The following is a 13,639-nucleotide window of genomic DNA, read 5'->3' as shown; positions in this document are numbered from 1 at the left end:
CGCCCGGGAGTTTTGCTTTATATGCGGATTTACACTGTTACTTTTTGATAAATTTATGTGCCGTATCCTGACCAATCTGCAGGATATAGTTTCCTTTCTCCAGCTCTGCCACATGAATTCTGTTCATTCCCTGCTGCAAAAATACTTCGCGAATCAGTCTTCCTTCCATATTTAGGATGCGCCCTTTCTGATGTTCCTTATCTGTCATCCGCACATTCAGAACATCACTGACAGGATTGGGATAAATACTGTATAAATCCTTCTTCACATCTGCTACTCCCAGATCTGTACAACTGTAAGCCGGCATATTGTAACCTGTGGCAGTCATCTCCTGGCTGATAATCTGTACGTCTGCGCAGATGAACCCATGTGTACCCACCATATTCAATGCGGCCTGTCTCACAGCCACAGCCGCCGTCTGCTGATTGGCGGTGGAGTTGGTCAGTGCCAGACCTTCCAGAAATGCCCGGTCTGTTTTTTCTTTGCCGATGATATCATAAATTCTCATTAAGGTGGTAGCCCAAATTTGACCGTTAGCATGGATCGCTCCGCCATTGTTGATATTGGGCGTGGGATAGGTAGCAGAATAATTGGTTACCCGCCCGTTCCAGAACGGATTATGGCCATCCCATGGAAATACCCAATGGTATTGCGGGGCCGTAGAAGGCCACAGATTCAGGCTGCGGGTATAAGACATGGCCCAGTAATCTCCTGAACCTTCGCCCAGTCCCTGTGCGGAAGATGAACTGTTGCCGGTAATCCAGTAATGCACGCCATGTCCCAGTTCATGCAGAATCACGTGCGCATCTTCCCCGTCATCCACTCCGCCTTCCCCGAATGTGAGGTACTGACCACCGGGATAAAATGCAGAATTATCATTTCCGTTTTGCCCATGCGGGTCAAACCTCACCCTGCCGTTGTTCAGGGTAGGAAGACAGGCAATGCCGAGTGTTTCATTAATGTATTTCATACTCTGATGAAAGTGCCAGAAAACATTCACCGCTTCAAAGCCCTGGTCATTCCTGTTGAACAGAAAATCGGGTGTGGTCTGTGTAAAAAGTCCGGTGGCGGGCGCCTGAATTTCGGCAATCTCCACATACTGGCTTTTCAGTTTGTACAAGCCACCGTCAAACTCAACATCATCCAGCGTGACCAGAGTTCTGGCCGCATCCAGACTTGCGTTCGTCGCATCATTATTGTCTACATAATTACCGCCATACGTTGCCTGCGCTACAGAAAGCGGATCCGGATTGTACACATACGCAGTTCCGGTAGCCTTCAGTGCTGCTTTTGCACCAGTCACCGGCTTTTCACTTTTTTGATGATGCGGATGATGGCAGTACTGGGCAATATCTTTAATACTGATGATTTCGCCATTTTGTGCATCCACCATCACCTCCCAGGAGCCGGGCTTGCCAAAAGACTCCAGTAAAACCCTGTACACCAGTATGGTTCCGGATTCATCGTTGTTCAGAACAAAAAGTTTTACTTCCTCATGCATGATTTCACCCTCGGGCGCACTCGCTACCTTAGCAGCAGCCATTGCAGCTTGTTCAGAAAGTGCCGGAACTGCAGATATCTTTCGTAAATTTCTGGTAGATGGGGTTTCGGCTACATAGGTCACTACTCCAGCTTTATTAAAATGCACGGTCACGTCTGCCTGAAAGATGGTGACACCATCCATTTCCTGATTAAATCTCAGGGTTTCACCCGCGTTTCCCTTGCGCACGTCATAGAGTTTTAACTGAGCCATACTGCTGACCCCAAACTTTGCCCGATGGTCCTGCAGGTATTGTACGGCAGTGGTTTCGTATATAGATGTCTGTGCATGCATGTGAACCAGTGACATTGCGCCAACCATAACAATGAAAATTATAACTTTCTTCATAGAGGATTACTTATGTGTAATTGTAGATTTCAAATTTAAGATTATATTTTAGTTACAATTAAATTTCGTGTAAAATTTCATTTTAATATCTTTGAAGTCTTAAAAAAATCAATGAAAAAGTTATTAATTTTCGCCGCATTTTTCTTTTATTTGGCTGCCTTTGCACAAACTCCGGAGCCTGCCTATGTATCCCGGGTTAGTCAGGTGTCGCAAACGCAGATCAATCAGACGCTGCAGGAGTATGTGAACTTTGGCGTGAAAACCACCGGCAGTGCCAATAATACAAATGCCCTGTACTGGCTGAAAAATAAATATGCATCTTTTGGTTACAGCCAGAGCCAGATTGAAGAAGATCCGTTCACTTATGGTAATGTGAACTCAAGAAATCTGGTGGTGACCAAAACCGGAACTCTCTATCCCAATACCTATGTAATTGTGTCTTCACATTTTGACAGCATCGTAGGTCCGGGAGCCAATGATAACGGAAGCGGTACTACTGCAGTGCTGGAAATGGCCCGGATTCTGAAAGACATCCCCACCGAATATTCCATAAAATTCATCCATTTTTCCGGTGAAGAACAAGGCCTCCGCGGAAGCCAGCATTACGTAACGAATGTTGTAAACGCCTCCACACCCAAAATGAGCATCCGCCTGGTATTCAATCTGGACCAGATAGGCGGTGTAGCAGGTCAAATGCACAATACCATTATTTGCGAACAGGATACCAATAACAGTCCTTCCGGCAATAATGCTGCATCTGCCGCTTTCACTCAGCAGCTGAAATCTTATGTACTGGCCTACTCTTCTCTGCAAACCAATACCAATGTACAGCCTGCCTACTCTTCAGATTATATGCCGTTTCAGAATAATGGTGAAATCATTACAGGGTTTTACGAAGGTAATGGATCTTCTAACCCGTATCCCCATACCGCAAATGATGTGATCCAGAATATGGATCCGGTGTACCTCTTTAATGTGACCAAGGCAGCGCTGGGTGCCTTGCAACATTTTGCGATAGCCTCTACCTATCTGTCGGTGAACGAAACCGCAACGCCGCAGGCAGCAGGATTTCAGATTACCCCTAATCCGGCAAAAAATTTCATTGAAATTCACCTGGATGAACCACGAAACAGAGATTTTGAATTTGAAATATTCGATATGAGTGGTAAAAAAGTAATGGCAACTCAGGGAGAAAAGGGCATCAATATTTCTTCATTACCTGCAGGAATGTACCTCGGAACACTCCGCTACCAGGGCAAAACAGCCACCAGAAAATTCAGGGTAGGAAGGTAAATCATGTGATTTCAACGGTTACTGTTCCTTGAGCACAGATTGGTAAACAGCCATAACTGCTTCGGCAACCCTGTCGTCATTGAATTTCTGAACAAATTCCAGGCTTTTTTCTGCCCGTCGAACGCGCTCTGCATCGTTTTCCCAGAGAAAAATAATTTTCGCCCGCAAATCCAGATGGTTTTCGGGATCTATGTACATGGAATGAGGTCCTCCTGCTTCGGGCAGGCAACTGGTATTGCTTGTGACCACAGCAGTGCCGGAATAAAGCGCTTCGATGACCGGAATGCCGAATCCTTCAAATAAACTGGGATATACAAAAACATCTGCCAGCTGATAGAGTGACGACAGCTCTTCCATATTCACCTCTTCCGGAAACCATACCTGGTCTTCCATTTTATTTTTCAGGATATATTTCTGAATGAGCTTGAAGTACTTTGTTTTCTTTCCCACCACCACCAGAGGAATTGCGGTTCCTGTGATGGCCCGGAGCACCTTGAGAAGATTTTTGCGCTTTTCCACGGTGCCCACACTCAGAATGAAGCGGTCCGGGAGTGCGAATTTTGCCCGGACTGCAGCAAGAACATCCTCCGTTTTTCTTTCCTGAAACGCATGATGACACCCTTGGTACACCACGGTAACTTTTGACTCTGGAACTTTCAGAAAATGCACAATATCCTGCTTTGTCTGTTCAGAAATCGCTATAATGCGGTCTGCTCCCTGTGCTGCTTTCCGGAATTTCCACAAGTGCATTTTACGGTCAAAAAGCGAATAAAACTGCGGATAACGCATGAAAATCAGATCATGAATGGTGACTATTTTCTTCACCGGTGTAGGGTGCCACCGCAGCGGCAACTCGCCGGAAAGTCCATGAAACAGTTCTGCACCGGCATCCTGAGCCTGCTTACCCATCCGGAACTGCCTTGCCAGAGTGCCGCCACGGAGTTCCACAAAAGTAACTTCCGGAAGCTCCAGAATCTGTGCCCCTCTTTCGGTTTTTTTTTTGTTGAAGAGCAAATATTGATTTTCTGTAAAGTTTGTGGCCAGAATCCGCACCAGATCACGGGAATAATTTCCTAACCCGGAAGCATTCTGAAAAAAACGTTTGGCATCATAAGCTATTTTCATCTTAGCAAAGAGATTTTGAAAGGTCTGCAGACAAAAATAAACCTTCGGAACAATCCGCAAACAGCTGTTCCAAAGGTTTTATAGTTTTGCTTACAGAAAGTCATGTTTTTTACACCGCTACATTATTCTCGCGCAGTGCATCATTCAGTGAAGTCTTTTTATCCGTAGATTCCTTGCGCTTTCCTATAATCAGTGCACATGGAACCTGAAACTCGCCGGCAGGAAATTCTTTGGTATAGCTGCCCGGTATCACCACGGAGCGGGCGGGAATTCTTCCTTTGATTTCAAACGGTTCATCATCGGTCACATCAATGATTTTTGTGGATGCGGTAAGCACTACATTAGCACCCAGAACGGCTTCTTTTTCCACATGCACCCCTTCTACCACAATACATCTGGAACCTATGAATACATCATCTTCTATAATTACCGGAGCGGCCTGCAGGGGCTCCAGCACACCACCAATTCCCACGCCACCACTCAGGTGTACGTTTTTACCAATCTGCGCACAACTGCCTACTGTAGCCCAGGTATCTACCATGGTCCCGCTGTCTACATAGGCGCCGATATTGACATAGGAAGGCATCATGATCACGCCGGATGCCACATAACTGCCGTGTCTGGCTATTGCATGTGGTACCACGCGTACTCCTTTTTCTGCATAGTTTTTCTTCAGCGGAATTTTATCATGAAATTCAAAAGGTCCCACTTCCACAGTTTCCATTTTCTGAATCGGGAAATACAACACCACGGCTTTTTTCACCCATTCGTTTACCTGCCAGCCGTTTTCGGTAGGTTCGGCCACGCGCAGTTCACCCAGATCCAGTCTGGATACCACTTCACGTATGGCTGCTTTACTTTCGTCATTCTGCAGTAGATCTCTGTTTTCCCAGATCTGCTCTATGGTTTCTTTTAAGGACATATTTTCAGTTTAAAATTAAATGTTAAAGCGTAAAAAATATAAGTTGGCAAGATAAGGAATTAAACCGCAAGTCTGGAAAAGATATTCGGATGATCCTTTTTGATTATTTCAATATCAGGGTTTACTTTTAATAAATCCTGCAGAAATTCTTCTGTACGCACCGGCGAAATCAATATTACGTCTGCACCATTATACAAAATTTCCAGGCGGTCCAGAGATGCCGCCGGTGAACTGAGCAGATTATTGGTTTCTGTTATTCTTCTGACAGACTTTACCGGAATTTTATTTTTAATGAAAAACGAGTGCGAAATCACCAGATTTTTTTCGTCTGTGGTATAGCGGATGCTGAAGAGCACTGCAGCTATAAATCCCAGAAAGGGAATGATAAATAGCCATATAGCAGGATCGTCATCAGAGGAGATGATCCATCCTGTGATAAGGGCAAAAAATCCTACAAGTTCGAGGCCGATTTTGGAACGGTATTTATTCATCATCAAAATTATAACAGACGGCGTGCAAAAAGATACGCCTGATTCCAGTATTTCTCATTGAGTGAAGAGATAATGACCCCTTTTGAGGTGGAAGAATGGACGAAATTAATCTCACCATTATCCAGCACATCATGCACAATTCCCACATGCGACACTCTGTTTCCCCCTGCTGTGGCAAAAAATAGCAAATCGCCGGGCATCACCTGATGCACATGGATTTCTTTTCCTGTTTTACTCTGATCTTCGGAACGGCGGGGCAGTTTCACTCCATTTTCATCAAACACTTTGGATACAAGTCCCGAACAATCAAAGCCCGCAGAGGTATTACCCGCAAATTTATAGGGTGCACCCAGATATTTCTCGGCATCCTTTAAAATTTCACGGGTGCCGGCAGAAATTTTTCCCGTAAACCCTGAGCTCAGGTCACGCAAACCTGCGGTTTTCTCTACCGTTTTCTTCAGAGGATCCGGCCTCTGCACAGGCTTCCTTGCAGTACAGGAAAGCACAGCGCTGGTCATAATCATCATCAGTACTATTTTCTTCAACATCATCAACTCACGTTTTTCATAATGAATTACTGCTCCATTCATATCTTTTTATCTGATCTTTTTTCTTCGGTTAATCATCCAGTACACCGGCAGTCCTGTTAATATTAAAATAAATCCCGGCCAGGTGTATTGTGGCTTATAGATAATGAGCAATATACAAAAGGCTGAGCCAATCAGCAAATAGATGACAGGAGTCAGCGGATAAAGCCACGTTTTGTAAGGCCGTTCCATATCCGGTTTTTTGAAACGCATATAGATGACCCCAAAAACAGTAATCATATAAAACAAAACAATTACAAAGGAAATCATATCCAGCAAATCCCCGTACTGTCCGGAGAGCGCCAGCACCGAAGCCCAGATTCCCTGCATCCACAGGGATTTTTCCGGCACATCAAATTTATTATTGACCATGGCACTCTTAAAGAATAAACCATCCTTTGCCATGGTCTGATACACCCGTGCACCGGCCAGTACCAGCCCGTTGATGCAGCCAAAGGTAGAAATCATGACCAGAACTGCCATAATAATAGTACCCAGATTACCGAAAATCATTTCGGAAGCTGCCACTGCCGGTCTGTTTTTATCGGCAAAAGCAATTCCGTCCCGGTCCAGCGCATTCAGATACACCAGATTTACCAGCAAATACAACACCATGACCGCAGATGTACCCAGCACCATTGATTTCACGATATTCTTCTTTGGATTTTCAATTTCACCGGACATGAAGGTTACGTTTTCCCAGGCTACAGAACTGAAAACCGAGCCTACCATAGCCGCAGCAATCCCACCCATGAGCGCCATTCCACCGATTTCCTTCCAGCCTGTGGGCAGCAGATCATTTCCTACTTCTTTCCCGAAATCCTGAAAAGAGCTCCAGCCAAAATTCATATTGGCAGACCACTGAGACTGGCTTATGAACAGAAAACCAAAAACAATTAATCCCAACAAGGCAATAATTTTGGAACCGGTAAACAAATTCTGTAACAATTTGCCGTTTTTCACCCCTTTGGTATTGATAAAAGTGAGCAGGAGGATGACCAAAATGGCCAGAATCTGAACCCAGGTAATCCGGAATCCGCCATTCTGAAAAATAGGATCCGAATTATTGAGCCAGGGAATGAGGTATGCCGTAAACTTTCCGAAGGCCATGGCTACAGCGGCGATGGTTCCGGTCTGGATGACGGTGAAAAGTCCCCAGCCATATAAAAATCCGGAAGCTTTACCGAAAATCTCTGAGATATAGGTGTACTGGCCGCCCGCTTTGGGAAACATAGAAGAAAGTTCGCCATAAGAAATAGCGGCCGCCACGGTCATGATTCCCGTGATGACCCAAACGGCAATGAGCCAGTAACCGGAGCCCAGGTTGCGCATCATATCTGAACTTACAATAAAAATTCCGCTGCCAATCATGGAGCCCATTACCAGCATCACTGCGTCCCAGAGTTTAAGTTGTCTTTTCATACCGTATTTGAATCAATCAAATATAAAAAAAATGGCCCAAAATTTCTGTGATCTGCGGCCGCCGGCATCAATCTTTTTAAAAATCTTCATAATAAAACTGCATATTATCATGAAATTCAATCCGTTTGATGTAAAATAAATTACTTATTTTTGAAAAAATTTTAAATACAATGAAAAAATTAGCACTCGTATTTTCAATGGCTTTAACCACCGTGGCCTTTGCACAAACTGCCAAGAAAGCCGGTCCGCCGGAAGGAAAAGCACTGGTAGGTGACGCCTATGGAGCACAGGTTTCTGTAAAAGCAGAAAAAAAAGCAATGTCTGCAGCACAATTAGATAAAAAACTCAAAAAATCCGGAAAACTCAACAATGTTGCTGTGAAAGGAAAAGTGACAGACGTTTGTGAGAAAAAAGGATGCTGGCTGACGGTAGAAACAGAAAATAACGAAAGATTTTTTGTAAAAATGAAGGATTATGCGTTTTTTGTACCCACTGCACTGGTTGGAAAAAATGTAGTTTTGGAAGGAACTGCTGAAAATAAAATCACCTCTGTAGATGAACTGAAGCACTATGCAGAAGATGCCAAAAAATCACAGGCTGAAATTGATGCCATTACAAAACCCCAGGAAGAAATCAGATTCCTGGCAAGCGGTATAAAAGTGGTGAACTAATATTCACCCTGTCCAAATGAAAAAGCGAGGCTGCAGAGCTTCGCTTTTTTTATTCAATCCGGAAATTAACCACATGATCCAGTTTGGGAAATTCTGAATCGCAGATGAATTTTTTTCCCGTGCAATCCATCTCCTTCCAGCCTTTTTTATCGCCCACATCCCCGGCAGCCACTACCACGGGGGTGAAGGTAATCTCTTCATTTCCCGGGAGCAGTTCTTCCTTATACTGTACGGCCACATCCAGCACACAATCAAAGCCTGTATTCAGTTTTACATTTCTGTAAATGAAATCGTAGTGCGTTTCCTGATTTTCCGGGATTTCAAAATAGCCGCCGAAACCGGAGGTACTTCCCCTTAACTGAGCCATCGCCTTCAGACCTTCATACAGCGCAAGGGTATAATACTTTCTGGTGTGCTTCCGCTCATAATCCTCCGGAAAATGTCCTCCTTCGTACAATATGACCGGCAATCCCATCCGTGAGAAATTGTCGCCCGTGGAGGCAGGATAAAACTCATCGGTATACCGTCCGGTCTGATGGGGAATATAAAGATTCAGCTTTTCATAAATTCTGGCAATCACGGCCATTCCCTTTTTACGCGTTTCAGTGAGCTCACGCTCCGGGCTGACGGAAGGGGAGAGAAATGAAAATGTAGCCGGATGCACGCCGTCTGTTGTAAAAATAGTACGCTGCTCATGGAGATTGAGTCCGTAATGGTAGTTACCGGTCCGCACTGCTTCTTTCAGAATGGGCAATTCTTTACTTTCGAGTTTCAAAAAATCACGGTTCAGATCTATATCCTGGGCATTTCTCCGGTTCCAGACCTCAGATCCGTCAGGATTCAGCATGAGGATAAAATCCAGCGTAATCTCAGAGAACAACTGATCCCGAAGATCTGGCCGGTATTGAAGACTTTCCCACAAATCCAGGAGTGCATGTGTGGCATTGCTTTCATTTCCATGCATTTGAGACCAGGCAATGACCCGTACAGGACCACTTCCCAGAGTCAGCATCCGGATATTCTTTCCGGCGTAGGATGTGCCGATAACCCGATTGTAATCGCTGAGATTCTTCTGTAGAAATTTTTCCAGGGTTGTGGGCGGGATATAGCGGTGTGGGAAGTCCGGGTTTCTCCGGTACCAATTTTCAAAATCCATTCAACGTGAAATTTACAACAGTCAAAAGTAGAATAATTTTCTGAAACCTCAATGATTTACATTTGTAAATCTATTAAACATTGTAAAATGTCAGTTTGTCTGTTAATAATTTTGTGGATTGCATTAATATTAAATATAAAATATAATCAATTGTTTTTGAGATATATATTTAAACTAAATAAAGTGTTAATTCATGTTTACTTTAAGTAGAGGAATGCTGATAAAAAGATATTTAACCATAAAATTATTAAACATTATGTATCCGGAAAAAACCTATTGTACCGAAGTAATTTAATCATGTAAATTTCTTTAAGAAAAGAACTATTTCCTATCTTTGCTGCTATAATTTTTTTTATGAGTAGCGAAACTTTGTTCATGGCCGGATTCCTGTTGTTCATCATTATTATCCTGGCGATTGATCTAAATATGGGTAGAAAATCCGGTGGCATTGTGACCATGAAAAAGGCCGGCATCATGAGTTTTTTCGTAATAGCACTTTCCATGTGCTTTTATTTTCTACTCATTTCCTACGGTCACCTACTCCACGGCATAGACAGTATGGAAAAACTGCAGTCCGTAATCTCCCGGCATCACCATCCGGTGAAAGTCATACCCGGCGATCTGGCACATTCCATTCAGCTTTATAATCAAAACCTGGGACTGGAGTATCTTACCGGCTATATTGTGGAGTATGCGCTGTCTGTGGATAATATTTTTGTGATGATTCTGATATTTACAGCTTTCGGGGTCGCCCCAAAGAATTATCACCGCGTACTGTTCTGGGGAATCCTGGGCGCAATTGTGATGCGTTTTATCTTCATCTTCGTGGGAGCAGCGCTTATTGCGAAGTTCGGATGGATCATGTATGTCTTTGGTGCCTTCCTGATTGTTACGGGAATAAAAATGTTGCTGGAGAAAGACAAGGATGAAAAAATTGACACCCAAAATCACCCGATCGTACGGTTTGCCAATAAATATTTTAAGGTACACAATCATTTTGTAGGAGACCGGTTCTGGGTCACCATTGATGGAGTACGGAAAATGACCCCTTTATTTCTGGTGGTACTGATCATAGAAGCTACGGATCTGATCTTTGCAGTGGACAGTATTCCGGCAATATTCTCGGTAACAAAAGATCCCTATATCGTATTCTTCTCTAATATATTTGCCATCATCGGACTGCGTTCCATGTTCTTTTTGCTGGCCGGAATCCTGGACAAGTTCCGTTTCCTGAAAATAGGTCTGGCTGCCCTGCTGACCTTTATTGGTCTGAAGATGATCTTTCACAGTTACCTGGAAGAATGGGGCTTTGAAACCACACATTCTCTCCTCATCATCGTATCCATACTGGGAATCAGCATCGGTGCTTCGCTCCTGTTTCCGGTGACGAAAAAGAACCGTACACTGAAATATGATCCGGACCACGACAAAAATATCCGGCATTAAAGTCCTGTAATCAGCCCATTTTTGCGGTGTGATTACCGGCAGCAAGACCAAAATCCCTTTGCGTTATCATGTAAAGGGATTTTATAATATTGCTGGTCATACATCACGGTTTGGATTTGACCATGCGGACTGCGTCTGGTGGATGTCAAAATCCTTCCGAAAATAAAATATGTCTACCTCTTATAATCTCTTTTTTATTGACTGATAACACATTATAACCTTTAGGGTAAGAATTACTTTAAAGGATATGAGTAACGCAAAACGAGACCGTAACCGGCAAATACGGATTAAATTGAGAGTTTTCCACAATTGCAGCTAGAGCAGTAAGAGTACAAGAGCTGCATGTATGATTTTCATGATTATTGGCATCAAAATACTGAAAAACATCATCAAATTTCACTAATGTAATTTTGTAAAAGGCTGATGCATAGTAACATATTATGTTGATTTAACTTTGTAAATTCAAATTATTGCAGTTTTGTTTACATTTGTATTTCAGTATTGTGAATTTATTATTTACATTTGTATTTGTAAATTTCACATTTCTAAACATGAATTTGAACGAAAGGATTGCTAAAATTTTGGAATATTCGGGTTACACCGCTTCTGAGTTCGCAGATGCCATAGAAGTACAGCGGTCTTCTGTTTCGCATATCACTTCCGGCAGAAATAAGCCTTCGCTTGATTTTTTAATTAAGGTGAAGGATCGATTTCCGGAGTTGCAATGGGACTGGCTCATTAAAGGTGAAGGAGAAATGTTGCAGTCGTTAATTTCTGAAGAAGAAACAGAGGAAGAATCTTCCCAACCCAAAACCACTTCCCTGCCCGATTTGTTCAGCATCATTGAAGAAGATTACCTAGGTGGCACCGAAAGTGAAGACACTATTACCAGTGATGATTTCCCCATGACTGATTTCGCACCCGCTGCAGAATCGCCTGTAGCGATACGAAGTGCGGCCGGATCAGTTTTAACACATTCTCAGCCATCAGAGCCTCAGGAAAAACCAACTCCTTTATCAATCACTGATAATCAGACGGGTAAGGTAAAACGAATCGTCCTTTTTTATGAAGACGGCAGGTTTGAGAGTTTTGAACCCTGAATCCGCCCGTACACCATATATATTACACCATATATATTGTTACTCTCGTAGTGGCTTTTATCTCCTGATGTTTTTCATGGAACTTATTTATTGTAAGCATAAGACTTCCCTGTGTCAAGTCTGAAAATTTCATTAATTTTACGTTTCTAATAAACTTAACGAAAATGAGATACCATCAGTCCGGGAAAATCCCTCATAAAAGACATACCGTCTTTAAATCTGACCAAGACCAGTATTACTACGAACAACTCTTCGGCACCGAAGGATTCCACGGGATTTCGTCGCTATTATATCATATACACCGCCCTACACAGATCAAGTCCATCAGCGAGCCCAAAGACGTCACACCAAAAATTGCTGTTGAAAAAAACGTCACACCCCGCATGTTTAAAGGGATGAATGTGACTCCGGAAGATGACTTTCTGGACAGCCGCAAGATTCTGATGCTGAATAACGACCTGAAAATGGGTCTGGCCAAACCCAGAAAATCTACCGATTATTTTTATAAAAATGCCGAGTGTGACGAACTGCTCTTTGTTCACGAAGGCAACGGCACGCTGAAAACATTCGTAGGAAATCTGGAGTTTTCTGCAGGTGATTATCTTATTATTCCCCGCGGGACCATCTACCAAGTGGATGTTCAGACCGAAGAAAGTGTTTTTATGATTGTAGAAAGCCACTCACCCATCTATACTCCCAAGCGCTACCGGAATGAGTTCGGGCAGTTACTGGAGCACTCCCCTTTCTGCGAAAGAGATATTGTAGCACCGTCATTTGTGGATCCGGTAGATGAAAAGGGCGAATTTTTAATCAAAGTTAAGAAAGAAAATCAGATCTGGGATTTCATCTATGCCACGCATCCGTTTGATGTGGTGGGCTGGGATGGATTTTTCTATCCTTTTAAATTCAGCATCAAAGATTTTGAACCGATTACCGGCCGCGTGCATCTGCCCCCGCCCATTCATCAGACCTTTGAAGCGCATAATTTCGTGGTTTGCTCTTTTGTGGCCAGAATGTATGATTATCATCCGCAGGCCATCCCGGCGCCATATAACCACTCGAATATCGATTCGGATGAAGTTCTTTTTTACACCGAGGGCGATTTTATGAGCCGTAACCATATTGATTTAATGGACTTTACCCTGCACCCCGGCGGAATTGTTCACGGGCCTCATCCGGGCGCTATGGAGCGAAGTATTGGCCAGAAATTTACCGAAGAATATGCCGTAATGGTAGATCCTTTCCGCCCGCTGAAACTCACAGAAGAAGCACTGAAGGTAGAAGATCCTACCTATAAAACTTCATGGCTGGAGAATGAAAAAAATTATCTGGAAGACCGATCTCAGGAGTAATTTTTCGTTCGCAATATCATCATCTCTCTTTCCGGACTATGGAAAGAGAGATTTTTTTGAATAGCTTTGCTGAATACTCAACTGCTGTGCAATTAAGGCCAGTAAATGATATAATTCATCTTGAAAATCCGCGGTAAAATGAGTAATTTTGAGAAGCTTAAATCAGAAAATAACAAAAAAACAGAT

At 43.2% G+C, this 13,639-nt stretch carries 12 protein-coding genes; 5 read left to right on the top strand and 7 right to left on the bottom strand.

What is annotated here, in order from left to right:
- Positions 1–37: 37 nt before the first annotated feature.
- Positions 38–1,888 carry a T9SS type A sorting domain-containing protein gene (locus LKO26_RS11805; protein WP_227588087.1) on the bottom strand — a complete coding sequence of 617 codons (1,851 nt, stop codon included), beginning with the start codon at positions 1,886–1,888 and terminating at the stop codon, positions 38–40.
- Between the two features lie 111 nt (positions 1,889–1,999).
- Here LKO26_RS11805 and LKO26_RS11800 point away from each other — a divergent pair, with 111 nt between their 5' ends.
- On the top strand, positions 2,000–3,181 hold the full coding sequence (locus LKO26_RS11800; protein WP_227588086.1) for a M28 family peptidase: 1,182 nt from the start codon (positions 2,000–2,002) through the stop codon (positions 3,179–3,181).
- A gap of 18 nt (positions 3,182–3,199) precedes the next feature.
- On the opposite strand, the gene LKO26_RS11795 is transcribed toward LKO26_RS11800, so the two are convergent.
- The 5 genes from LKO26_RS11795 to LKO26_RS11775 form a co-directional block, all read right to left on the bottom strand.
- The gene (locus LKO26_RS11795) at positions 3,200–4,306 is read right to left on the bottom strand and encodes a glycosyltransferase family 4 protein (protein ID WP_227588085.1); all 1,107 of its coding nucleotides are present in this window, start codon (positions 4,304–4,306) and stop codon (positions 3,200–3,202) included.
- Between the two features lie 109 nt (positions 4,307–4,415).
- Complete coding sequence (locus LKO26_RS11790; RefSeq protein WP_227588084.1) at positions 4,416–5,228, bottom strand: 2,3,4,5-tetrahydropyridine-2,6-dicarboxylate N-succinyltransferase; 813 nt, start codon at positions 5,226–5,228, stop codon at positions 4,416–4,418.
- Positions 5,229–5,287: 59 nt separating this feature from the next.
- Positions 5,288–5,722, bottom strand: coding sequence for a PH domain-containing protein (locus LKO26_RS11785; protein WP_227588083.1), 435 nt, complete (start codon positions 5,720–5,722; stop codon positions 5,288–5,290).
- Between the two features lie 5 nt (positions 5,723–5,727).
- Complete coding sequence (locus tag LKO26_RS11780; protein WP_227588082.1) at positions 5,728–6,309, bottom strand: C40 family peptidase; 582 nt, start codon at positions 6,307–6,309, stop codon at positions 5,728–5,730.
- A gap of 6 nt (positions 6,310–6,315) precedes the next feature.
- Positions 6,316–7,728, bottom strand: a complete 1,413-nt coding sequence (locus tag LKO26_RS11775; protein WP_227588081.1) for an APC family permease — start codon at positions 7,726–7,728, stop codon at positions 6,316–6,318.
- Positions 7,729–7,898: 170 nt separating this feature from the next.
- Between LKO26_RS11775 and LKO26_RS11770 the strand changes: the two genes are divergently transcribed.
- On the top strand, positions 7,899–8,399 hold the full coding sequence (locus tag LKO26_RS11770; protein ID WP_227588080.1) for a DUF4920 domain-containing protein: 501 nt from the start codon (positions 7,899–7,901) through the stop codon (positions 8,397–8,399).
- A gap of 49 nt (positions 8,400–8,448) precedes the next feature.
- Here LKO26_RS11770 and LKO26_RS11765 read toward each other — a convergent pair whose 3' ends face one another.
- Positions 8,449–9,555, bottom strand: coding sequence for a M14 family zinc carboxypeptidase (locus LKO26_RS11765; RefSeq protein WP_227588079.1), 1,107 nt, complete (start codon positions 9,553–9,555; stop codon positions 8,449–8,451).
- 354 nt (positions 9,556–9,909) lie between these two features.
- Here LKO26_RS11765 and LKO26_RS11760 point away from each other — a divergent pair, with 354 nt between their 5' ends.
- The 3 genes from LKO26_RS11760 (at position 9,910) to LKO26_RS11750 (ending at position 13,453) form a co-directional block, all read left to right on the top strand.
- Positions 9,910–11,001, top strand: a complete 1,092-nt coding sequence (locus LKO26_RS11760; RefSeq protein WP_227588078.1) for a TerC/Alx family metal homeostasis membrane protein — start codon at positions 9,910–9,912, stop codon at positions 10,999–11,001.
- Positions 11,002–11,552: 551 nt separating this feature from the next.
- On the top strand, positions 11,553–12,101 hold the full coding sequence (locus tag LKO26_RS11755; RefSeq protein ID WP_227588077.1) for a helix-turn-helix transcriptional regulator: 549 nt from the start codon (positions 11,553–11,555) through the stop codon (positions 12,099–12,101).
- Between the two features lie 164 nt (positions 12,102–12,265).
- Complete coding sequence (locus tag LKO26_RS11750; RefSeq protein ID WP_227588076.1) at positions 12,266–13,453, top strand: homogentisate 1,2-dioxygenase; 1,188 nt, start codon at positions 12,266–12,268, stop codon at positions 13,451–13,453.
- Positions 13,454–13,639 lie beyond the last annotated feature (186 nt).

Source organism: Chryseobacterium sp. MFBS3-17, assembly GCF_020687745.1.
Taxonomy (GTDB): domain Bacteria; phylum Bacteroidota; class Bacteroidia; order Flavobacteriales; family Weeksellaceae; genus Marnyiella.
This window is presented reverse-complemented; position numbering and strand designations above follow the sequence as displayed.

What these genes read in the sequence shown, in the direction of transcription:
- LKO26_RS11805 (WP_227588087.1), bottom strand. Translation starts at nt 1,888, where the DNA reads ATGAAGAAAGTTATAATTTTCATTGTTATGGTTGGCGCAATGTCACTG.
- LKO26_RS11800 (WP_227588086.1), top strand. Translation starts at nt 2,000, where the DNA reads ATGAAAAAGTTATTAATTTTCGCCGCATTTTTCTTTTATTTGGCTGCC.
- LKO26_RS11795 (WP_227588085.1), bottom strand. Translation starts at nt 4,306, where the DNA reads ATGAAAATAGCTTATGATGCCAAACGTTTTTTTCAGAATGCTTCCGGG.
- LKO26_RS11790 (WP_227588084.1), bottom strand. Translation starts at nt 5,228, where the DNA reads ATGTCCTTAAAAGAAACCATAGAGCAGATCTGGGAAAACAGAGATCTA.
- LKO26_RS11785 (WP_227588083.1), bottom strand. Translation starts at nt 5,722, where the DNA reads ATGATGAATAAATACCGTTCCAAAATCGGCCTCGAACTTGTAGGATTT.
- LKO26_RS11780 (WP_227588082.1), bottom strand. Translation starts at nt 6,309, where the DNA reads ATGAATGGAGCAGTAATTCATTATGAAAAACGTGAGTTGATGATGTTG.
- LKO26_RS11775 (WP_227588081.1), bottom strand. Translation starts at nt 7,728, where the DNA reads ATGAAAAGACAACTTAAACTCTGGGACGCAGTGATGCTGGTAATGGGC.
- LKO26_RS11770 (WP_227588080.1), top strand. Translation starts at nt 7,899, where the DNA reads ATGAAAAAATTAGCACTCGTATTTTCAATGGCTTTAACCACCGTGGCC.
- LKO26_RS11765 (WP_227588079.1), bottom strand. Translation starts at nt 9,555, where the DNA reads ATGGATTTTGAAAATTGGTACCGGAGAAACCCGGACTTCCCACACCGC.
- LKO26_RS11760 (WP_227588078.1), top strand. Translation starts at nt 9,910, where the DNA reads ATGAGTAGCGAAACTTTGTTCATGGCCGGATTCCTGTTGTTCATCATT.
- LKO26_RS11755 (WP_227588077.1), top strand. Translation starts at nt 11,553, where the DNA reads ATGAATTTGAACGAAAGGATTGCTAAAATTTTGGAATATTCGGGTTAC.
- LKO26_RS11750 (WP_227588076.1), top strand. Translation starts at nt 12,266, where the DNA reads ATGAGATACCATCAGTCCGGGAAAATCCCTCATAAAAGACATACCGTC.